The 21,007-nt window shown below is 38.8% G+C and carries 21 protein-coding genes; 18 read left to right on the forward strand and 3 right to left on the reverse strand.

Annotated elements, in window-relative coordinates:
• Positions 1 to 98: 98 nt before the first annotated feature.
• The 16 genes from C8C76_RS12570 to C8C76_RS12645 all read left to right on the forward strand — a co-directional run bounded on the left by C8C76_RS12570 (position 99) and on the right by C8C76_RS12645 (position 14,454).
• Positions 99 to 716, forward strand: a complete 618-nt coding sequence (locus C8C76_RS12570) for a PP2C family protein-serine/threonine phosphatase (RefSeq protein ID WP_258222562.1) — start codon at positions 99 to 101, stop codon at positions 714 to 716.
• A 23-nt stretch (positions 717 to 739) separates the two neighbouring features.
• Positions 740 to 934 carry a ferritin family protein gene (locus C8C76_RS12575; RefSeq protein WP_108142182.1) on the forward strand — a complete coding sequence of 65 codons (195 nt, stop codon included), beginning with the start codon at positions 740 to 742 and terminating at the stop codon, positions 932 to 934.
• Between the two features lie 144 nt (positions 935 to 1,078).
• Positions 1,079 to 2,308: an HD-GYP domain-containing protein gene (locus tag C8C76_RS12580; protein ID WP_146161870.1), complete on the forward strand. Its 1,230-nt coding sequence runs from the start codon at positions 1,079 to 1,081 to the stop codon at positions 2,306 to 2,308.
• A gap of 49 nt (positions 2,309 to 2,357) precedes the next feature.
• Positions 2,358 to 2,669, forward strand: coding sequence for an STAS domain-containing protein (locus C8C76_RS12585; RefSeq protein ID WP_108142186.1), 312 nt, complete (start codon positions 2,358 to 2,360; stop codon positions 2,667 to 2,669).
• Positions 2,670 to 2,728: 59 nt separating this feature from the next.
• Complete coding sequence (locus tag C8C76_RS12590) at positions 2,729 to 3,154, forward strand: ATP-binding protein (RefSeq protein WP_108142188.1); 426 nt, start codon at positions 2,729 to 2,731, stop codon at positions 3,152 to 3,154.
• A gap of 107 nt (positions 3,155 to 3,261) precedes the next feature.
• A complete protein-coding gene (locus C8C76_RS12595) occupies positions 3,262 to 4,599 on the forward strand; it encodes a PP2C family protein-serine/threonine phosphatase (protein WP_181248222.1) in 1,338 nt (445 codons plus the stop codon).
• A 58-nt stretch (positions 4,600 to 4,657) separates the two neighbouring features.
• A complete protein-coding gene (locus C8C76_RS12600; protein WP_181248223.1) occupies positions 4,658 to 5,005 on the forward strand; it encodes an STAS domain-containing protein in 348 nt (115 codons plus the stop codon).
• A 25-nt stretch (positions 5,006 to 5,030) separates the two neighbouring features.
• Complete coding sequence (locus C8C76_RS12605) at positions 5,031 to 5,459, forward strand: ATP-binding protein (RefSeq protein WP_108142194.1); 429 nt, start codon at positions 5,031 to 5,033, stop codon at positions 5,457 to 5,459.
• Positions 5,460 to 5,491: 32 nt separating this feature from the next.
• A complete protein-coding gene (locus C8C76_RS12610) occupies positions 5,492 to 7,177 on the forward strand; it encodes a methyl-accepting chemotaxis protein (protein ID WP_108142195.1) in 1,686 nt (561 codons plus the stop codon).
• A gap of 1 nt (position 7,178) precedes the next feature.
• Positions 7,179 to 8,375: a M20 metallopeptidase family protein gene (locus C8C76_RS12615; protein ID WP_108142197.1), complete on the forward strand. Its 1,197-nt coding sequence runs from the start codon at positions 7,179 to 7,181 to the stop codon at positions 8,373 to 8,375.
• A gap of 172 nt (positions 8,376 to 8,547) precedes the next feature.
• Positions 8,548 to 10,338 carry an HD domain-containing phosphohydrolase gene (locus C8C76_RS12620; RefSeq protein ID WP_108142199.1) on the forward strand — a complete coding sequence of 597 codons (1,791 nt, stop codon included), beginning with the start codon at positions 8,548 to 8,550 and terminating at the stop codon, positions 10,336 to 10,338.
• Positions 10,335 to 11,261 carry a diguanylate cyclase gene (locus tag C8C76_RS12625; protein WP_108142201.1) on the forward strand — a complete coding sequence of 309 codons (927 nt, stop codon included), beginning with the start codon at positions 10,335 to 10,337 and terminating at the stop codon, positions 11,259 to 11,261. Before C8C76_RS12620 ends, C8C76_RS12625 begins: the two co-directional genes overlap by 4 nt.
• 34 nt (positions 11,262 to 11,295) lie before the next feature.
• Positions 11,296 to 12,510: a pyridoxal phosphate-dependent aminotransferase gene (locus C8C76_RS12630; RefSeq protein WP_108142203.1), complete on the forward strand. Its 1,215-nt coding sequence runs from the start codon at positions 11,296 to 11,298 to the stop codon at positions 12,508 to 12,510.
• A gap of 33 nt (positions 12,511 to 12,543) precedes the next feature.
• Complete coding sequence (locus tag C8C76_RS12635) at positions 12,544 to 13,323, forward strand: thermonuclease family protein (protein ID WP_108142205.1); 780 nt, start codon at positions 12,544 to 12,546, stop codon at positions 13,321 to 13,323.
• A gap of 20 nt (positions 13,324 to 13,343) precedes the next feature.
• Positions 13,344 to 13,973 (forward strand): ThuA domain-containing protein, encoded by a 630-nt coding sequence (locus C8C76_RS12640; RefSeq protein WP_108142207.1) that lies wholly within the window; start codon positions 13,344 to 13,346, stop codon positions 13,971 to 13,973.
• Positions 13,974 to 14,070: 97 nt separating this feature from the next.
• Positions 14,071 to 14,454 (forward strand): hypothetical protein, encoded by a 384-nt coding sequence (locus C8C76_RS12645; RefSeq protein WP_108142209.1) that lies wholly within the window; start codon positions 14,071 to 14,073, stop codon positions 14,452 to 14,454.
• A 700-nt stretch (positions 14,455 to 15,154) separates the two neighbouring features.
• Here the strand turns inward: C8C76_RS12645 and C8C76_RS12650 are convergent.
• The 3 genes from C8C76_RS12650 to C8C76_RS12660 all read right to left on the reverse strand — a co-directional run bounded on the left by C8C76_RS12650 (position 15,155) and on the right by C8C76_RS12660 (position 18,682).
• Positions 15,155 to 17,089: a TRAP transporter permease gene (locus C8C76_RS12650; protein WP_108142211.1), complete on the reverse strand. Its 1,935-nt coding sequence runs from the start codon at positions 17,087 to 17,089 to the stop codon at positions 15,155 to 15,157.
• Between the two features lies 1 nt (position 17,090).
• Entirely contained in the window at positions 17,091 to 17,621 is a 531-nt protein-coding gene (locus C8C76_RS12655) for a DUF1850 domain-containing protein (RefSeq protein WP_108142213.1), read from the reverse strand.
• A 104-nt stretch (positions 17,622 to 17,725) separates the two neighbouring features.
• Positions 17,726 to 18,682: a TAXI family TRAP transporter solute-binding subunit gene (locus tag C8C76_RS12660; RefSeq protein WP_108142215.1), complete on the reverse strand. Its 957-nt coding sequence runs from the start codon at positions 18,680 to 18,682 to the stop codon at positions 17,726 to 17,728.
• A gap of 516 nt (positions 18,683 to 19,198) precedes the next feature.
• Here C8C76_RS12660 and C8C76_RS12665 point away from each other — a divergent pair.
• Together C8C76_RS12665 and hydG are read left to right on the forward strand one after the other, a co-directional pair.
• Positions 19,199 to 19,456 carry a TM1266 family iron-only hydrogenase system putative regulator gene (locus C8C76_RS12665; RefSeq protein ID WP_108142217.1) on the forward strand — a complete coding sequence of 86 codons (258 nt, stop codon included), beginning with the start codon at positions 19,199 to 19,201 and terminating at the stop codon, positions 19,454 to 19,456.
• A 99-nt stretch (positions 19,457 to 19,555) separates the two neighbouring features.
• Positions 19,556 to 21,001, forward strand: coding sequence for a [FeFe] hydrogenase H-cluster radical SAM maturase HydG (hydG, locus tag C8C76_RS12670; protein ID WP_108142219.1), 1,446 nt, complete (start codon positions 19,556 to 19,558; stop codon positions 20,999 to 21,001).
• Positions 21,002 to 21,007: the final 6 nt, after the last annotated feature.

Here is a 21,007-nt window from a genome sequence, read left to right on the forward strand (position 1 = left end):
AATTTCAAACTGCATTCATGCTAATTTTTAATTTTGCATTACCATTAATGTTAATATATGCCATTTGTATTACCCACACTAAATAGCGAAGAGCCTTAATTTATTTAGCTGATGTCAGCGGCCACGGCCTTGACGGCTCAATTTTAAATATATTTTTAAGAGAGCTGGTTAATAATTACCTTTCCAACCAGGCCAACCTTGGCCAGGGACTGAATTCAACTGAGCTGTTAAAATTTATTATCAAGAAATATCATCAGGAAAATATTGCAGTCGATTATATGACCTGCCTCTTGATTGGAGTTTACAACAAAGAAAATAGGACTTTTGCTTTCAGCAATGCTGGGATTCATATTCCACCCCTGCTGATTGACAACCAGGGAAAATTAAATAAACTGGAAAATGGAGGAGTACCTATTTCAACTGCTATTGCGCTGGAAAATTATCAGGACAGCTCAATAATTGATTATCAGGAGCAGAAAGTCAGCCTGAAAAGTGGCGACCTGCTTTTTATTACAACTGATGGAATTATTGAAGAGCGCTCAGCAGCTAACGATCAGCAGCAGTATGGATTAAAGCGGCTAACAGCTGTGCTGGAGGCAGAGCGAAACTCAGCTGCAGCAGAGATTATTAGAGCGGTAAATCAGGATTTTAAAACCTATTCCAACTCCAGGGTGGGGCAGGATGACATAACTTTTATGGTTTTTAAACAAAAATAACTAATCTGAGAGGAGAGATAGCAGTGGACATAGTCTTAGAAGGGTTACTGGAAGCAATAGAAGATGAGATTGCAGCCCAGGAAAAATATCAGTACTTAAAAGAACAGACCGATGATCAGAAAGCAAAGGCTCTTTTTGAGCAGCTGATTAAAGATGAAAAGGGGCACGAAAAGCTTCTGCGCTCACGTTATGAAGCTTTAAAAGATCATCTGGAGTAAATTTACAGCCAATAATTAGATAATTTATCATTATAAAACTCTATGACTAAATATATTTTTTCTTGCATAAAATTGCAGAATTAGCTATAATCAGAGTATAGTAATAATAATTGTTATTAATTAGTGTTGGGGGCTATAATTTTGATGCAGACAAAAATTGAAGTAAATAAACTGGGGAATCTTCCTGATTCTAAAATGAGGCTGAGTGAGCTATTTATTACTCTTTTCAGTGCACTTGATATGGATAATTATGAAATCCTCGATCATTCAAGGAGAGTAGCTTATATAGCCTTAGAAATTGCAGAAATGCTGGAGCTTGAAAAAGAAGAAATAAACCAGCTGGTGCTGGCTGCTTTAATCCATGATCTTGGAATAGTTGATACTGAAAAGAAGGAAAAGGCTCAAAATATTTTTCAGGTAGAACTGGGGCTGGCTGAGTCTCACTGCAGGCTCGGGGCAGAGTTAACAGAAAAGCTTAATTTTATGCCTCAGCTGGCAGATATTATCTATTTTCATCACCATAACTGGAGTGGTAGTAATTTTGACCGGGTGCAGGGAAAAGCAATTCCGCTGGCCAGTCGAATTATTCATCTTTCAGATAGGATTGAGGCCCTGATCGATTCTGAAACCTTTATTTTAAATCAGGTTGATCATATCATGGAAACAATTAAATCAAGGTCTGGAAGCTGGTTTGATCCAGAATTAGTAAAAATTTTTTCAGTTATTGCCGAAAAAGAATCTTTCTGGCTTAATTTAAAGGTAAAAGAATACAACAGTATTCTGGAAAAATGGGGCAGAAGAACAAGGGTTAAAATTGATTTGAGTGATCTGGAATCAATTGCCAGCATAGTGGCTCATTTAATAGACCGGGTCAGCCCCTTTACTTCCAGACACAGTACCGGGGTGGCAACAATTGCGGCAATGATTACTCATGAGCTTGGTTACAGCTATCAGCAGCAGCGGGCGATTAGAATTGCAGGTCTTTTTCATGATCTGGGTAAACTGATCGTTCCGGCTGAAATTATTGAGAAAGAGGCTGAACTGACAGCTGCTGAATTTAAAGTGGTTAAACAGCATACTTTTTATACCTACAGGCTGCTGAATAAGATTCAGGGTCTGGGCAGTATTCCTGAATGGGCGGCCTTTCACCACGAAAGGCTGGATGGAACTGGTTATCCTTTTAGAATTAGCGGCGATCAACTAAATACCGGCAGCCGGATTATGGCAGTCAGTGACGTTTTCCAGGCTTTAACTGAAGACAGGCCTTATAGACCTGCTTTTTCTATAGCAAAAGCTTTAGGTATTATTGACAGTATGGAGCAGGAAGCAAAGCTGGATGCAGAGATAGTTGCTGTTTTAAAAAATGCTATTTAGTTGGTTAAGAGATATAATATTATATGAAGCAGAAATTGGGGGATTGAAAATGGAGAGCAAAACAGATGTAATTAATAGTGAGCAGGTTGTGATTAGTCCAGTCGGAAATATTGATTTTTCCAACTCACAGGATTTAAAAGACAAGCTGCTGGAATTATTCAAAAAAGACTACAAAAAAGTTATACTGGATTTTTCTGAGGTTGAAAGTATTGACAGTTCAGGTCTGGGTAAGCTGCTGCTTTTTCATAAAAAATTAAAAGAAAAGGACGGAAAGCTGATTATCCGGAATGTTGAAAGTGACTATATTAAAAATATGTTTGAGATGATTCATTTAAATAAAGTCATTACAATTGAAGAATAAAGCTAAAAATAATTTACTAAAGCAGTTATATAAGGAATTAAAACATAGGAGTTGGAGTAATGGAGAATAAAGAGCTTGAGTCTCAAAAAAAGACCGGTAAATTCCATTTTGAACTTGAAAGCAGGAAAAAAGCTGTCTGCAGATTTCAGGCAGTAATTTATAAGCTGCTGCCAAATTCAATCAGCTCTGATATCTTTGCTATGGCCTTACATGAGATTATTGCCAATGCTGCCGAACATGGTAATCAGATGGAAGCAGACAAAAAGGTAATTATTGAGCTGAAGATTACTAAGGATTCTCTTGCTGCTGAAGTAAAAGATCAGGGAAGAGGTTTTGACTGGCAGAAAAGACTCAGGCAGGAATTTGATATTAGCGGTGATAGTGAGCGGGGGAGAGGAATAATGATGACCGCCCGGGGCTGTGATGAATTTTATTATAATCAAGCGGGGAATAAGGCATATCTGTTAAAAACAATTGACTTTTAAATTTGTTTGCCGGTGATGCGGGCTAATTGATTTTTTGACTTTAAAATTATATACTTAAGTCTATCAGAACTTTTTTCTTAAAATTTAAAATTTAAAGGATGGGCTTTATGAATCAATCGTTGCTGCTTTTGATCTTATTTCTGCTGGCAGCTTTAATTTTATATCTGGCAGCTAAGTTATATTTTTTAAAAAAAGAATTTAAGTGGCTGGAGCTTGAGCAGGAGAATAACTCACAGCTTTTAAATAAAAAAGAGCTTAAAATTAAAGAGCTGGAAAGAAATATTAAGGTAAAACTCGAAAAAGCGAGAAATATTCACCAGCGGATGCTGCCTGACAGACTGGCTGAACCTGCTGATTATTTTATCAGTGACTATTATCAGCCGGCTGAATATATTGGTGGTGACTATTACAATATTTTTAAGATTGACCACGGGGCAATGGATCCTTTTTTTGATCAGTACCTGCTTTATTTTTTTGATGTCTCAGGTCACGGAATTGACAGTACTCTTTTATCAATTTTTGTTAATGACAGTATTGAAAACTACTTCAAACTGCGGCACAGTCCCGGCGAAAAAATTTCGACCAGGGAATTAATGAATTACATAGATCAGCGATATCAGAAAGAGGATTTTCCTGATGACTATCTGGTCTGTCTGTTTATTGCAGTCCTGGACAGGAAAAAGAACACTTTAAGCTACAGCAGTGGAGGTTTTCAGTATCCAATTTATAAGCTGGCTAATCAGGAGAGTCTGGAAGAAATTAATATTGGAGGGCTGCCTATTTCTACAGCTCTGGGAGCGCTTAAGGACAGCCGTCAGGAAAAGACAGTTGATTTTAAGAAAAATACCACCCTCTTTCTTTCTACTGATGGTCTGCTGGAACAGAGCAGTGGCTCAGAAATTTATTTTCAGCAGCTGCAGCAAATTTTAAAAAAATATAAATTTTTGCCGGCTCCTTTTTTAAAAGATTTAATCCGCAGTGATTTTTATAATTTCACCGGGGATAATCAGGGCAGTGATGATATAACATTTCTTGTGATTGATAGACCACAGGGAGAACTTATTAACCTTCATCTCAGCAGGGAGAATGCAGAGGGTAAAAAGCTGGAAATTATGGAGTTTATAAATCAGAATTCCTGGTCCAACCACAGCCAGCTTGGGACCCTAAAAGATATTATTTTAAGCCAGTTAGAAAACTTAAACTCCGAGCTTAAAATTAAAGCACTCAATAATCAGCAGCTTTTAATATTTAGTCTGGAAAATAGTGAAGTCGGCTGGGAATCGCTGATCAATAATTTTCCAGAATTAACTTCAATCACTGAAAAAGATTTGAATTTAGCTCATAATCAGCTGGAGGATATCTTATTTAGCAGAGAAGAAATTTATTTCAGCAGCTCAAAGGATAGAATTTATTTTATGCTGCTCAAAAAAGAAAATTTAAATTAATTAAGCTATAAAAGCTTTAAATACTGACCAAAAATAGATAATAAATGGGGTGTTAGAATTGTTAGAAGAATCATTAGAACTGCTTGTAGAAAAAAATACAGCTGTTTTAAAATTTGATGGAGAAGTTATTTTCGATAATTCAAATCAGCTGAAAGAAGAAGCAAAAGAGAGGCTTAAAGGGAAGACGGAAGTTGATAAACTAATTATTGATCTTTCAAAGGTTCCCTATCTTGATAGTTCAGGAGTTGGAGTGCTTTTATCTTTATTTAAATTTATGCGAACAAGAGAGGGCTCACTCGCAATTGCAGAACCAAATGCTAAGATCAGGCGTGTTTTCGATGTTACAAAAATGACAGAAATAATCCCAGTCTATATGAGCCTGGAGGAAGCAGTTAATCAGAATTAATCCAAGCAGATCTGAGGTGCATTAAATGCAGAAGCCAGAACTAGAAAAAGAATTTATCATTGGCTGTCAGGCAGCAGAAATTACACCACTCTTAAAAAAAGTTTTGCAGGAGATTGACAGCAGCTCTTTAAAAGCTGAGGAAATTAAATTCAATCTGGAACTTGCTGCGCGAGAGATGCTGGCAAATGCGATTGAGCACGGCTGTGCATTAGCTGCTGAAAACAGCAGTAGAGTGGAAATGAAGATCAGGATTGAACTTAAAATTACTGAAAAAGAACTCAGTTTTAAAGTCAGTGATCCGGGACCCGGATTTGCGTGGCAGAAATATAATCTAGAAACAATGCCCAGATTTGAAGAAAAGGGGCGGGGTTTGAAGATGATTTATCAGGTTGCTGATCAGATCAAATTCAATTCCTGTGGGAATCAAATTACAGTTATTTTTAAAGTTAACTAAAAAATATAGAGATAAAAAACGGGGGGAAGAAAGTGCTAAAAAAAATCAAGGGATCTATGTTTGCAAAATTTGCTTTATCTTTTTTAATTATTATAGCTCTATTTGCTGCAGCCAGTTATGTTGAATATTATTATTCACATCGAGTAATTGAGATGGAAGAAGAGATAATGGAAATGCAGGATTTTCAATTAGAGCTTGCCAATTTAGAGATCGACCATCATCTCTGGATGATCAGTCTTTATGATATGATGATTGGGGGACCGGCACCTGAACTTGGGGACCACACTGAATGTAATTTAGGCCAGTGGTATTATAATATTACACCTGAGGATTATTTTAGCGAACCATATCAGGCGATGGAAGAGCCGCATACTCATTTGCACAGGCACGGTCAGGAAGTTGTAGCTCTATTTACAGATGGTGAGGAAGAGGAGGCCAGAAGGGTCTTTAATGAAGATATTAAGCCGGATTTAAATCTGGTTAGAGAAAACTTAGGAGAAATGATCAGCTTAACTGAGGCCGAAATCGACCGGATGAAGGTTGAAAAAAATGAGATGATGACTTTATCTGATACTATTTTCTACTCGGCCACAGTAATTATGCTTTTACTGTCAGCCTTAATAGCCTGGATTTTGACCAGAACTACAGTTGGGCCGATTAATAAACTGGTTGAGCAGGCTGACAAGGTGGCCGGCGGTGATTTAAGACATAAGGTTGAAAGCAAGAAAACTGATGAGCTGGGAGTTCTGGTTCAGTCCTTTAACAATATGATTGAAACCCTGCGCACCTTAGTCAGCAGTATTGATGATAATTCTGATGCGGTGGTAACAGCGGTCAAAGATTTAAATGTAGTTTCCGAAGACACAGGCCGCGGCTCAGAAGATATTGCCCGCAGCATTACTGAAGTTGCTGAAGGCAGTGAAAATATTGGGCGAGAAATTGCCAGTGTTAAGGATGTTGCTGCTCAGCTGGATCAGGAAGGTGAAACTCTGAAAGTTAATACAGAAGAAAGTTTAAAAATGGCAGATCAGTCTGCAGAATCAGCTGAAAAGGGACAGCAGGCTATTCAGCAGGCAATCAGTCAGCTGGATGTGGTCAGTGAAACTGTTAATTTTGCAACTGAAGCTATCGAAAAACTTGGTAAGCGCTCTAAAGAAATCGGAGAAATGGTTGCCATGATTGAAGGAATTTCTTCGCAGACAAATCTCCTGGCTTTAAATGCAGCTATTGAGGCTGCTCGCGCTGGAGAAAAGGGCCGCGGTTTTTCAGTTGTGGCCGAAGAAGTAAGGGAACTGGCAGAAGAATCTTCTGATGTAACAACTCAGATCAGCTCTTTAATTGAGGATATTCAGTCAGAGACCACTGCAACCGTTAACTCCATGGATACCAATATTGAAGAGGTAAATAAACAGATTCAAATAATCAATGAAGCCGGTGACTCTCTGGATCAGATGGTTGCAGCTTCTGAGAAAACAAATAAAAAAGTCAGGGAAATGCATCAATTTGCAGATCACCTTGATGAGATTATTGATACTATCAATAACGCTGTTGATTCTGTTGGTAGTGCAATTGAAAATAATTCAGCCAGTGCAGAAGAGGTTTCAGCCCTGGCAGAAGAACAGAGTGCAACAGTAGAGGAAATTTCTGCTTCTGCAGATGAACTGGAAAACATGGCAAAACATTTACAATCATTAATCGAGGAGTTTGAGGTAGAATAAAATGAATGAGCCAAATTTAAACAAGCAGATAACTAAAAAAGTAAAAGCTGTCGAGCAAAAGATAATTGATATCAGACATCAGATTCATCAGAACCCGGAGCTTTCCTTTGCAGAAAAAGAAACAGCTGCCCTGGCAGCTGAAGAAATGAGAAAGCTTGGATTTGAAGTGAGAGAAAATATATTTGGCACAGGTGTTACTGCTACTTTCAAAAACAGCAGTGATCCTGAAGCTAAAACTCTTTTAATCAGGGCTGATATGGATGCCCTGCCGGTAGAGGAGAAAAATGAGCTCAGCTTCAAATCAAAAAATGAGGGAGTTATGCATGCCTGTGGTCATGACGGCCATACTGCTATTTTAATTGGTACCGCGATGGTTCTTAAAGAAATGGCAGCAGATTTTAAGGGAAATCTAAAGTTCCTCTTTCAGCCGGGAGAGGAAACCTCCGGTGGAGCTGAGGGGATGATTGAAGCAGGAGTGCTTAAAGATCCTGATGTTGACGCTGCAGTTGGTCTTCACCTCTGGGGCAGTACTCCCGAAGGAATGGTGGAATATAAGAGCGGCCCCTTTATGGCTTCACCAGACCGTTTTGACCTAAAAATAATCGGCCGCGGTGGTCATGCAGCACGACCTCATAATACAATCGACCCGATACCGATTGGAGCTGAAATTATTTCAGCTCTGCAGACAATTGTCAGTCGGCGTATTGACCCTCTCGATTCAGCGGTGATTTCTGTCTGTAATTTTGAAGCCGGCAGCACTCACAATGTAATCCCGGATCAGGCGCTGCTGAAGGCGACAGTTCGCTCACTTAAAAGTGATGTGAGAGAGAAACTGGCAGCCAGTATCGAAAAGGTAATCAAAAATATCTGTGATATTTATGGTGCTGATTATGACTTCAATTACATTTTTGGTTATCCACCGGTAGTTAATGATCCTCAGCTGACTGAGCTAGTGGCAGAAGCTGCAGCTGAGGTGCTTGGTAAAGAGCGGGTCAGAGAAAAAGAGAAGGCAGAAATGGGAGGCGAGGACTTTTCCTATTTTGGCCGCCAGGTTCCTGCAGTCTTTTATTTTCTGGGAATTGCCCCGGAAGAGCAAATTATAAACCACCATCAGTCAGATTTTAAATTCAATGATTCGGTTTTAAAAGATGGAGTGGCTGTAATGGTCAGGACTGCTCTGGATTTTTTCAACAGCTAGGATAGCCTTCAAACAGAAATTTTAATAAACTAAGAGTTACAATTGATATAAAAGTCGTTTTCCCGCCTGTAAGCAATTTATGGGCGGTTCTTTAATTTATAGTCGAGATCAATAATTTCTTAAACTAGAAAATGAAGTAAAATATAATTTAAATTTAAACGGGGGTGAATCAATGCTGCTGGATCAAAATCAGGCATTGAGCAGTGATTTAAAGGAGTTTTTAGACTTAAGTCCTTATGCTGCTGTTTTTATCAATCAGCAGGGTGAGGTGGTTTATCTAAACAGAAAGGCTGCAGAGTTTGTTGAGGCCAGCTGTCTGGAGTGGAATGGCTGTGCCGGTAAATTTAATTATCTTAATTTTATCGAGCAAAATATGCTGCCGGAGTCTGAACTTTTAATCAAAAATATTAAGTTGATTTTAGAAGGAGAAAAAGAAAAATATAAATTTGACTACTGCTGGGATGAAAATATCTATTTTGAGGTAAAAATAACTAAATTCAAAGCTGGAGTTCTGCTATTATATGAAAATATTTCTAAAAGAAAAATAACTGAAAAAAAGCTCAGGTCTTTAGAGAAGCGGTACAGAACTATTTTTGATCACGGTCCGATGGGAATTCTGTTACTGGATTCTGAAGGCAGAGTTCTGCAGGCAAATCAGACATTTGTTGAATATACGGGCTACAGTAAATCTGAGCTAATTGGCAGCACTATTTTTGAGACTGTCGTTCTGGAGGAAAATAAAGAGGAAGCTGAAAAATTCATTGATAAGATTCTGGCAGGGGCTGAAGTTGAATATATAGGTCAGAGTCTGCGGAAAAATGGCGAAGTTTTCCCGATTTTATTTAAAGAAAGAGCCATAGAAATCCCAGGTCAGGGAAAATGTATCCTCTCAATGCAGCTTGATTACAGTGAATATCAAAAGCAGCAGCAAAGGATCGAATATATAGGCTACCATGATCAGCTGACCGGCTGTTACAACCGGAGTTATATTGAAAATAAATTAAAAGAATATGATCAGGCAGAATATTTACCGCTGGCAGTGGTGATGATTGATATTAATGGTCTGACTCTGATTAACGAAAGCTACGGTTATAAAACCGGTGATCAATTATTAATTAAAGTTGCAGCTGAGTTAAAAACTTTACTGGGGGACAGTGATCTCCTGGGGCGCTGGTCTGGAGATGAGTTTATTATTCTGCTGCCGGAAAGCAGTAAGCAGCAGCTAGCAGACTTAAGAGAGGCTGTTAATATCTTTTGTAATTCAACTGCAGAGGATGAGATTCCTGTATCTCTGGGTTTCGGTGCAGCTGCTAAAAATGAGCTGAAGGCGAATATCTATCAGGTGATTAATCAGGCGGATCGGAATATGAACCAGGATAAGCTGACCAAATCACGCAGTTCCAAAAATAAATTTGTTAAGAACCTGATTAATACTCTGGGTGCCAAAAGTAATGAGACCAAAGAACACGCTCTGCGGATGACCTCTCTGGCATTTAAACTTGGTGATAGATTAAGGTTGAGCCACGAAAAATTAAATGAATTAAATCTCCTGGCCACCCTGCATGATATCGGCAAGGTGACTATTGCCGAGAGTATTTTGAATAAACCGGGCAAACTAACAGAAGAGGAATGGGAAATTGTAAAAAGCCATCCTGTTAAAGGAGCAGCAATTGCTGATTCAACGGCAGAATTTTCGCCGATTGCAAAATATATCCGCCACCACCACGAGCGCTGGGACGGTGGTGGTTATCCTGAAGGGCTGGCTGAACATGAGATTCCTTTACTTTCAAGGATAATAACCCTGGTGGATTCTTATGATGTAATGACCAATGACCGCCCCTATAAAGAACCGATGACCAAGTTGGAAGCTGTCAAGGAAATCAGCCGCTGTGCAGGGACTCAGTTTGATCCTGAACTTGCAGTAGAATTTATCAAGCTGCTGGAAGAGGAGGAAGAAGCATGAACCAGGAAAAGACTATTTTAATAGTTGACGACAGTAAATTGAATATTAGGGTTTTAAGTGATATATTAAAAGAAAAGGATTATCGAATTGCTCTGGCAAGAAGTGGAAAGATGGCTTTAGAGTTTGTAGAAATGAAAAAGCCTGATTTAATCCTGCTGGATATCATGATGCCCGAGATTGATGGTTTTGAAGTCTGTGCCCGCTTAAAGTCTGATCCTGAAACCAGGAATATCCCGATTATTTTTATCAGCGGTCTGGATAAGAGTGAAGATATAGTCAGAGGATTTAAGGCAGGAGCAGTGGATTATATTGTTAAACCTTTTCAAAAAGAAGTTGTTCTGGCCAGGGTTAATACTCATTTAAAGTTAAATGAGACTCAACGGAAGTTGAAGCGAAAAAATGAAGAATTGAAGGAGCTTTTGAATGAGGTGGAATATCTTTCTTTTCATGACGAAATGACCGGTCTCTACAACAGAAGGTATTTTGAAAATGAGCTGGACAGACTTGCTTCTTCCCGCCGGCTGCCGCTTACTCTTTTAGTTGCAGATATGGATAACCTAAAAGTTGTTAATGACAATTATGGTCATAAAAAGGGAGATAATTATATTAAAGCTGCTGCCGATATTTTAAAGAAGTCAGCTCGCCAGGAAGATATAGTTGCCAGAATCGGAGGAGACGAGTTTGCAATTGTGCTGCCGGAGACGGGGTTTAAGGCTGCTGATAAAATATACCGCAGGATTAAAGAAAATCTGAGCAGTTATAATCAGCAGCAGGAACCGGTTGAGCCACTTGCGATTTCACTTGGCTTTGCAGTTAAGACCCAAAAAGAGCAGAGTCTGGACCAGATATTTAAACTGGCGGACAAAATGATGTATAATGATAAGGGGAAGAGTATTTATTCTAAACTAGAATTGGAACAATGAGTAGTGAGTATTGAGTAAAAATGGAGGATTGAATATGGATTATATTAAAAAATCACTTAAGTTAGAAAATGTTTGTTATGACATTAGAGGACCGGTGCTGGATGAGGCGACCCGGCTGGAAGAAGAGGGCTATAATATTTATAAATTAAATATCGGCAACACAGCTCCCTTCGGGTTTAATGCCCCGGATGAGATTATTCATGATGTAATGTATAATTTGAAAAATGCTCAGGGTTACTGTGAATCAAAGGGGATTTTCCCGGCCCGTAAAGCTGTAATGCAGTACTATCAGAAAAAAGGAATTATGGATGTTGAAATCGATGATATCTATATTGGTAATGGGGTCAGTGAGCTGATAACGATGGCCATGCAGGGGCTTTTAGATAATGGAGACGAGGTGCTGATTCCAATGCCCGATTATCCACTCTGGACAGCTTCGGTTAACCTGGCAGGAGGGAAAGCTGTTCATTATCTCTGTGATGAGCAGTCAAAGTGGTACCCAGACCTGGATGATATTCGAGCAAAGGTGAATACCAATACCAAGGCGATTGTAATTATTAATCCCAACAACCCGACCGGGGCCAATTACCCGGAAGAAATATTAGAGGGGATTATTGAAATTGCAAAAGAAAATGAGCTGATCATCTACAGTGATGAAATTTACGAGAAAATAACCTACAATGGTGCCGAACATACTTCAATTGCAACGATGACTGAGGATGTGCTGGTGGTTACCTTTAGTGGGCTTTCTAAATCACACCGGGTACCGGGTTTTAGAGCTGGCTGGATGATGCTCAGTGGTCAAAAATATCATGCGGAAAGCTATATTGAAGGCTTAAATATGCTTTCTTCTATGCGGCTCTGCAGTAATGTTCCTTCTCAGTATGCAATTCAGACTTCACTCGGGGGCTATCAGAGTATTGATGACCTGGTGCTGCCGGGGGGAAGACTTAAGGAGCAGCGGGATTTGGCCTATAAGCTTTTAACTGATATTCCAGGCATCAGCTGTGTCAAACCAGAGGCCGGGCTTTATTTATTTCCCAAAATTGATACAGAGCGATTTAATATTACAAATGATGAGCGCTTTATTTTAGATTTCTTAACTCAGGAAAAGGTGCTTTTAGTTCAGGGGAGTGGATTTAACTGGCCGGAGCCCAATCATTTCCGTCTGGTCTTTTTACCACCTGAGGAAGATTTAAAAATTGCTATCGGCAGGCTGGAGAAATTTTTGAGCGGCTATAAGCAGTAATCCTGAACCAAAATATAAATTAAGGATGGTTTGATGTTAAAAAAATCATTTACAGCTTTAATGGCCCTGGTTGTTATCATTGGAGGTTCCTACTTTTATTTTAACAGTCAGCAGGCTGCAGAAGTATATATAGAGAGAGTAATTGATGGTGATACAGTTGAGACCGCAGCCGGTAATTCGATTAGACTGCTCGGAGTTGATACCCCTGAGATTGACTGGGATAACAATAGTTCTGAGTATTATGGCGAAGAAGCGCGTGACTTTACAGCAGAAAATCTGGCAGATCAGAAAGTTGTGCTGGAATATGATCAGGAAAGAGAAGATAATTATGGTCGAACTCTGGCTTATATCTATCAGGATGGAGAAAATTTTAATCAGCAGCTGCTGACAGAGGGAATGGCAACGGTAATGATAGTTGAGCCCAATGATAAGTATGAGTCTGAATTTAAAAAGGCTGCAGCAGAGGCGAGAGAATCCGGAAAGGGAATCTGGTCACAGGTAATGGAACTGGAAGCTTCTCTGCCGGTGATTTCCTACCAGCAGGCTGAATTATTCAGGGGAGAAGTGGTAATTGTAGAAGGGAAGATTGTCAATACAGCAGCCACCGATTCAGTTAATTATTTAAATTTCTCAGATGATTATCAAACTACCCTTTCTCTTGTTATTTTTAACCGTAATTTAAATAAATTTGATTATCAGCCGGCAGAATATATTTTAGACAAAAGGATAAGAGTTTTAGGTGAGATTGAATTTTATCAGGGGAGTCCTCAGATTATAGTTGATGACCCCCATGATATTTTGATTATGGATTAATGAGGAAGGGGTGCTGAGAAATGAAAAAAGTACTTGCTCTTGTTGGAGATTATTACCATCCTTCAGATTATTTAAAACAGGCCTTAAAGATGGTGATCAAAAAGAATTATCATCTTGATATTTTCAGCAGTCATCAGGAGATTAACTGGGATGGTTTGATGGAATATGATGTTTTAATACTGGCAACCTGGGGTAAAATTAATGATCCTGATGATGAAGCCTACTGGCTGGATGAATATCATGAAAAAAGGATTGATCAGTTTCTGGCTGAAGGTGGGAAGCTATTTTTGGTTCACTCAGGTACAGCAAGTTATCCCAAAGACGGGCTTTTCCGAAAGATGGCTGGTGGACATTTTATTGAGCATCCGGAAGATCATCCTGAGATGACAATGAGGACAGTAGCTGAAAATCCACTGACTAAAGGAATTGATGAATTTAAGATTAAGGATGAGCAGTATTTTATGGAGGTTGATCAGGAAGAAGTTGAAGTCTTTTTAAAAGCCAAAAGTAAAGAGTTTGGAGAAAGCACAGCCGGCTGGTTTAAGGATTACAAAAATGGAAAAGTAATTGTGCTGACCCCGGGCCACAGTCTGGAAGTCTTTGAGGAAGAAATGATGCAGAAGTTAATCAATAATATTTTGGAACTTTAATTAGCTTTATTGACTAAGATTATCTTTATTTTATCCTGCTGTTTAGGGTCGTGAGAGCCTTTGTTTGCTTGTCTCTGGCATCTGAAGGGAGTATAAAATGAAATCATTAAAAGAAAAAATTAGCGGAATTGTGGACGGGGACTTTGAAGTTCATCATATTTTTAAAGAGATTGTTCAAAATCGCTCTATTTTTACTGAAGATGAGGAAATTGTTGATCTGCTCTTTATAAAAAGGGAGCATCTCAATGAGAGAGTAAAAACATCTCCGATTTTTTCACCTGCGAGTTTGCTGGTTGCTACAACCCACGGCCTGGTTTATGCTGTTGAAGGATTTGAAGAAATCAATGATAAATATTTGGGTTATAAGATGAAACACATCTATTATGATCAAATCAGTGCACTGGAGCTTGATTTGTGTCTTTTAAAGGGGAATTTTAAAGTAACGACTTCTTCTTCAATTGACATCCTCCCCGCTTCGTAAACTCACGAACGAGGATTCCTGAAAGGAACTTTCACCGAAACTCTCTTTTGTCTTACAAAATGATAGTTTCGATATTAGGCCATCGAGGCCGTCACGAGGTTGTCTGCTGATTAAATGCCAGTCCATTTCTGGTAGGCAAGTGCGACGCCGACTTCAGGCTGTGCCATCAGCCCTCCTGTGATAGGCATATAGCCACTCAGGCACTTGTATTTTAACCATACAAGCAGATAGTTTGCTGCATACTCCCTGCAATACAGATTATATCCTATTCTAATCACAGATTAGATACTTGCACGGCAAGTTAGACGATAATCCAGTTACAGTTTTTAGCGAGTACCTTGAACATTTTACGCACTAAAGGGTTAGTTAGTACAACTCCTTATATTCACTTTTATTACTAACTATATTATATCACTAAGAAAACAAACGTTCAACAAATATAAAGATTTTTAACTATAAATCAGCCGATTCATCCCCGCCCATTAACATGAGCGAGGCTTTCTCGGCTAAAGTAGGGTAATCCTGAGATTGTGGTAGAATTTAATACGGCAAATTATTATCAGGAATTTGAGAATCTGGTTAAAGCTATTCGAAAAGAGAGAATTGGTTATAATAATAAATAAGCTTTAAATCCTGTAGAGGCAAAAAAATTCCCGCTCAGTAATTAGCTGAGTGGGAATTTTTGTTTTCTATTAATTTTTTATGCTGCCTGAGCTTTAAAATCTCCCTTATTTCTAAACTGCAGGTAAATTACAACTGCCAGTAATAAGACACCATAGATATCAGACTGCCAGCCCGGGATTAATAAACCATAGGCACTTCCCAGTAGAATCAGTCTTTCAATAATTGTAGTTTTGCGGTTTAAGTAGCCGAGTACTGCTGCTGCCAGCGCAAAAACTCCCAGAATTGAACTACCTGTAATTAAAATAACCTGAACTGCATTAGTGTCAATTAAAAGCAGTGAAGGTGAATAAGCAAAAACAAAGGGGACCACAAAACCGGCAATGGCCAGTTTAACAGCCGTCAGCCCAGTTTTAAGTGGATTTGACCCCGATATTCCCGCACCTGCATAGGCAGCTAAAGCTGCTGGTGGAGTTAGATCAGCTACTACACCAAAGTAAAGTACAAATAGGTGGGCGGCTAAAATTGGTACACCTAACTCAGTTAAAGCTGGAGCTGCCATAGTTGCCAGCACAATATAAGTTGCAGTTGTTGGCAGACCTGTTCCTAAAATTGTACAGGCCACCATGGTAAAGAATAAGGCCAGGAATAAATTACCCTGAGAAAGGGCAACTGTTAAACTAGTAAACTTTAGACCCAGACCAGTTAGGGTTGTAACTCCAACAATAAATCCAACTGCCGCACAGGCTGCTGCAACTCCAAGAGCCGAAATTGCGCCCTCTCTTAAAGTATCAAGCAAATCCTGTAAGCTCATTCTAGTATCTTCTTTTAAGAAACTTAAAGCAAAAGAAACTATAATCCCAAGAAAAGCAGCTCTCAGTGGAGTATAACCTCTAAATAGATAATAGAAAATAATGATTAAAGGTACTATCATGTGGCCTCTTGTTTTTAATACTGTTAAAAACCTGGGAATTAAATCATCGCTGATACCCTGAAGTCCCTGTTTTTTGGCTTCAAAGTGAACCATTAAACCAACTGTAATGTAATATAAAATTGCCGGTAAAATAGCTGCTTTAGCAATTGTAACATAGGGGACACCAATAAATTCGGCCATGATAAAAGCTGCTGCTCCCATAATCGGGGGCATAATCTGGCCGCCTGTAGAAGCTGCGGCCTCAACTGCAGCTGCAAAGCGTGAATTATAGCCGACCCTTTTCATTAATGGGATTGTAAAAGATCCGGTGGTAACTGTATTTGCTACCGAACTTCCGGAAATAGAACCCATCAGACCACTGGATACAACTGCTGCTTTAGCCGGTCCACCAGTAGTTCTACCGGTGAGAGATAAAGCAAGGTCAATAAATAAATCACCAAGACCGGTTCTTTTGGCAAAGGCACCGAGGAGTAAGAATAAGAAAATATAGGTTGCTGATACTCCCAGTGGAATACCGAAAATCCCCTCAGTTGTAAAGTACATGTGGCTTGCAATTCTGGACCAGGAATAACCGCGGTGAGCTAACATCCCCGGCATCTGCTGGCCGTAGTGAGCGTAAAGTAAAAACAGGATTGAGATCACCGGCAGCTCGGGTCCTAAAGCTCTTCTGGTACCTTCGAGCACAATTATAATTGCCAGGATAGCCATAAATTGATCAAGTTCAGTGTACATTCCAGCTCTGTGGACCAGTGCTTCATAGTTAATAATAATATAAGAAGAAATTGCTATACTTCCTAAGGCTAGCAGTAAATCAAAAGCCAGAATAAATTTATTTTTCTTCTTTTTCTTTAAAGCTGGGTAGAGGAGAAAGATCAGGGTAAAGATAAAACCCAGATGGACTGCCCTCTGTTTGAGTGCAAGCAGGACCCCAAAGCCAGCTGTATAAAGATGGAATAAAGAAAGGGTGATTGCAATTGTAGAAACTATAATTGCAGCCAGACCTGTATATTTTCTGTAGTCTGTACTTGGATCATATTTTTTTAATAATTCATCTTCTTTTAAGTGTTCTTTTTCAGCCATTTTAAAACCTCCTTTTGATAAATCTAAAATAGCTAATTTTTTTGCATTGAATCTGAAGCAGAGTTTCAGTCTCTAATTCTTGATAGAGAGGAATCGTATCTTCCTTAAAAACAAATTCATGTTCTGCATAGTCACTAACTCTGAGCATAATCTCCGGCAGAAATTGATTGATATTTTTAATAATAAACTTATCATTTTCTACCAGATATTCCCCCTGGACAGCCTCAGTTGGAAGACCTGCTCCATAGGACTGATATTCTGTTCCGGTTAATAATATTTTTCCATCTTTGATTTCAAAAATTTCGATGACCGGGGTTTTGGCTACTGAATGCAGATACTTAATTTTAAATTCTGCACCATTTTCAGCCTTTTTTTCCCAGATTATTTTATCCTGCTGATAGTCAATTATCTGCAGCAGATTTACTTTAAAAACAAAGAGTGAAAATACTATTATTAAGATAAATAATGTAAGCAAAAAAAATATAAATTTTTTATTTTTTTTCATAATAAATGAGAGCCGGGTATTTTTCAATACCCGGTTATCCTCCTTTAATAATTACTAAAGGCATAATATAAATTTTTCAGCAAAGATTATCAAAGCTACTTATTGTTTACTTTAATTTCTCTTTAAATTTATTATTCAGCCTCATCGTAATATTTTTGAGCACCAGGATGTAATTCAACTGTCATTCCATCCTGAGCAGTTTCTAATTGAATATCTCTGGCTCTATCATGAGCAGCGATTAAAGTGTCACGATTTTCAAAGATAGCTTTAGTAATGTTATAAACTACATCTTCACTTAAGTCTGAATCTGCAACTAAGATAGCTTTTAAAGCAACAGTTTGAATGTCACTATCCAGACCATTATAAGTTCCAGCTGGTACAGTTACTCCAGTTAAATAAGGATATTCAGAATTCAGTTCTTTAACATCCTGATCACTAAAGTTAATCAGAGAAATATCCTGAGTTGCTGCAACATCCATTACAGCAGCAGTTGGAATACCAGCAGTTAAGAAAGCTGCATCAATCTGTCTATCTTTAAGACGGCTGGCAGCTTCACCAAATGAAAGATAATCTTCATTGATGTCATCATAAGTTAAACCAAAGAATTCTAAGATCTGCTTTGCATTAGCTTCTGCACCACTACCAGGAGCACCAACAGCTACACTTTTACCTTTCAGATCAGCAATTGATTCGATTCCTGCATCATTACGAACAATAATCTGAATTACCTCCGGGTATAAAGCTGCAATTCCACTCATATTATTAACCTGATTATCAGCAAACTGGTTTTGACCATTGACAGCATAGCTGGCAATATCATTTTGCAGAATTGCTAATTCAACTTCCTGATTATAAATTAAGCGGGTATTAGTAACAGATGCCCCGGTTGATTGAGCAGAGGCATTCATGTTATCTATATTTTCATTTAAGACCTTGGCAATTGCGCCTCCGACCGGATAATAAGTTCCGGAAGTACCTCCGGTTGCAATTGAAAGGAATGTTGTCTGGGCAGAAACCATTCCACTGAGTAAAAGACTAAAGACTATAACGGCAGTTACTACTAGTAAATAATTTTTCTTTTTTAACATAAATTATATCTTCTCCCTTCTAGAATTTAATTAATTTAGTACTTTAACACTTTAATACATTTATTTTGAGATTAAAATGTTCCTATTCAATTTTACAATAATTAGAGTCAAAAAGCAAATAGATGGTAAAGCCTTTAAAGCACAACAGCTTTAAAATACGCGGATTTCAGGATACATCACTTAAAAAACTCAATATATTAATAATTGTCAGTAAAATTAGATTTTTTAATTCCACTGCAGAGGCCGTTTGAAAACGGTCAATTAAAATTAAGTGAAAACTTGAACAAAGCCTTGAGATGAGTTATAATAATAAGCAAAGTTAATATCTGATCAGCCGGGGCCACCTGTCTGAAAGGATATCACGTTAAATAACTGCCTGAATTTAAGGAGAAATTCTGAGAATCAGGGGAGGGGTCTTTCTATGTCAAAATTTAAGTAGAATATGTTGGTACCAGGTCCAAAACGGCCGTTTTGGACCTGGTTAAAAAGAATAAATTCACAATTTGGAGGAGAATAATGAAAAAAAGAATTGGCTCAGTAGCAGTAGTTGTAGAAAAAAGAGAAAAGGTAAGTGACCGGATTAATAAAATTTTAAGTGAGCATGCAGACTGTATTATCGGCCGGATGGGAATTCCTTCCGCTGAACACGGCTTATCGATGATTTCTCTAATTGTAGAGGGAACACCGGATCAGATTGGAGCAATGACCGGTCAGTTAGGAAACCTGCCGGGAGTTAACTTAAAGTCTGCGCTGACCAGTGTACAGGTACCGTGAACCTGTCGGTTTTTGTATAACTGTGTCTAGAAAAGGTTTTAGTTGACATTTTTCGACATAAACCGGGTGGTTCCCGGTGCATGGACATAAAAGGAGGAGATTAAGATTAATTATTTTAAGGAAGAGTTTGGAGAAGATTACAGGACAGAAGTCTGTGACTATATAACTGATGAGAAAATTGAAGGAATTCTGGCTGAGGCCAAAAAGCCAGGTCAGAAGGAAGTAAATCGAATTATTGATAAAGCTTTAGAGTTAAATGGAATTAGCCCTGTTGAGGCGGCAACTCTGCTGCAGGTAGAAGATGAGGAGCTGATTGACCGCTTTCTGGAAGCTGCCCGCAGAGTCAAGGAAGAAATTTATGGGAAGCGGCTGGTGATTTTTGCTCCCCTATATTTTGCCAATCAGTGTGTTAATAACTGCCTCTACTGTGGTTTTCGCAAGGACAACCATCAGGTTGATCGCAAAAAATTAAGCCAGCAGGAAATTCGGAATGAAGTAGAGGCCCTTGAGCGCGAGGGACACAAGCGGCTTTTAGTTTTAACAGGAGAGGCTCCAATAACTGATCTTGATTATGTTGTTGAAAGCATTAAAACTGCCTATGATGTTGAAACCGAAAACGGGGGAGAAATTAGAAGAATTAATGCTGAAATTGCACCATTAAGCACTGAAGATTTTAAAAAGCTCAAGCAGTCAGAGATTGGCACCTATACCTGTTTTCAGGAAACATATAATAGAAAACAGTATGCAAAACTGCATCCATCAGGACCAAAGAGCAACTATGAGTGGCGCCTTTCTGTAATGGATAGGGCACAAAAAGCAGGGATTGATGATGTCGGAATTGGTGCTTTATTTGGACTTTATGATTACAAATTTGATGTAATCGGTATGCTCTTACATGCAGAATATTTGGATCAAAAATATGGAGTTGGCCCCCATACAGTATCAGTACCCAGACTTAATCCAGCTCTGGGGACACCCTTAGATGAAGTTCCTTATCCAGTCTCTGATTCAGACTTCCGCAAACTGGTTGCAGTATTGAGGCTTGCTGTTCCATATACAGGAATGATCTTGTCCACCCGGGAAAGTACTGAAATGAGAAATGAATTATTTGAGCATGGTGTTTCTCAAATTTCTGCCGGCTCCCGCACAACTCCTGGCGGCTATGAGAAAAAAGAGAAAAACAAAGAAGAGCTGGCCCAGTTTTCACTGCATGACCTGCGCCCGATTGATGAAATTATTTCTGGAATTGCAGAGGCTGGATATATTCCAAGTTTCTGTACGGCCTGTTACCGCCTCGGTCGGACCGGAAAAGATTTTATGGATCTGGCCAAGCCGGGTAAGATTCAGGAATTCTGCCGTCCCAATGCAATGCTGACTTTTAAAGAATATCTGGAGGATTATGGGACAGCAGCAAGTCGGAAACATGGAAAAGAATGTTTAACTGAATTAATGGAGCGATTGGAAAATGACAATCCTAAACTGGCAGAAAATATTGCTGAGAAGCTGGATGCAATTGCAGAAGGAAAGCACGATTTGTACCTTTAGATTTTA

It is taken from the genome of Halanaerobium saccharolyticum, from assembly GCF_003053565.1.
Classification (GTDB): domain Bacteria; phylum Bacillota; class Halanaerobiia; order Halanaerobiales; family Halanaerobiaceae; genus Halanaerobium; species Halanaerobium saccharolyticum_B.

What these genes read in the sequence shown, in the direction of transcription:
- C8C76_RS12605 (WP_108142194.1), top strand. Translation starts at nt 5,031, where the DNA reads ATGCAGAAGCCAGAACTAGAAAAAGAATTTATCATTGGCTGTCAGGCA.
- C8C76_RS12585 (WP_108142186.1), top strand. Translation starts at nt 2,358, where the DNA reads ATGGAGAGCAAAACAGATGTAATTAATAGTGAGCAGGTTGTGATTAGT.
- C8C76_RS12630 (WP_108142203.1), top strand. Translation starts at nt 11,296, where the DNA reads ATGGATTATATTAAAAAATCACTTAAGTTAGAAAATGTTTGTTATGAC.
- C8C76_RS12615 (WP_108142197.1), top strand. Translation starts at nt 7,179, where the DNA reads ATGAATGAGCCAAATTTAAACAAGCAGATAACTAAAAAAGTAAAAGCT.
- C8C76_RS12590 (WP_108142188.1), top strand. Translation starts at nt 2,729, where the DNA reads ATGGAGAATAAAGAGCTTGAGTCTCAAAAAAAGACCGGTAAATTCCAT.
- C8C76_RS12580 (WP_146161870.1), top strand. Translation starts at nt 1,079, where the DNA reads ATGCAGACAAAAATTGAAGTAAATAAACTGGGGAATCTTCCTGATTCT.
- C8C76_RS12665 (WP_108142217.1), top strand. Translation starts at nt 19,199, where the DNA reads ATGAAAAAAAGAATTGGCTCAGTAGCAGTAGTTGTAGAAAAAAGAGAA.
- C8C76_RS12595 (WP_181248222.1), top strand. Translation starts at nt 3,262, where the DNA reads ATGAATCAATCGTTGCTGCTTTTGATCTTATTTCTGCTGGCAGCTTTA.
- C8C76_RS12660 (WP_108142215.1), bottom strand. Translation starts at nt 18,682, where the DNA reads ATGTTAAAAAAGAAAAATTATTTACTAGTAGTAACTGCCGTTATAGTC.
- C8C76_RS12625 (WP_108142201.1), top strand. Translation starts at nt 10,335, where the DNA reads ATGAACCAGGAAAAGACTATTTTAATAGTTGACGACAGTAAATTGAAT.
- C8C76_RS12620 (WP_108142199.1), top strand. Translation starts at nt 8,548, where the DNA reads ATGCTGCTGGATCAAAATCAGGCATTGAGCAGTGATTTAAAGGAGTTT.
- C8C76_RS12635 (WP_108142205.1), top strand. Translation starts at nt 12,544, where the DNA reads ATGTTAAAAAAATCATTTACAGCTTTAATGGCCCTGGTTGTTATCATT.
- C8C76_RS12640 (WP_108142207.1), top strand. Translation starts at nt 13,344, where the DNA reads ATGAAAAAAGTACTTGCTCTTGTTGGAGATTATTACCATCCTTCAGAT.
- C8C76_RS12650 (WP_108142211.1), bottom strand. Translation starts at nt 17,089, where the DNA reads ATGGCTGAAAAAGAACACTTAAAAGAAGATGAATTATTAAAAAAATAT.
- C8C76_RS12645 (WP_108142209.1), top strand. Translation starts at nt 14,071, where the DNA reads ATGAAATCATTAAAAGAAAAAATTAGCGGAATTGTGGACGGGGACTTT.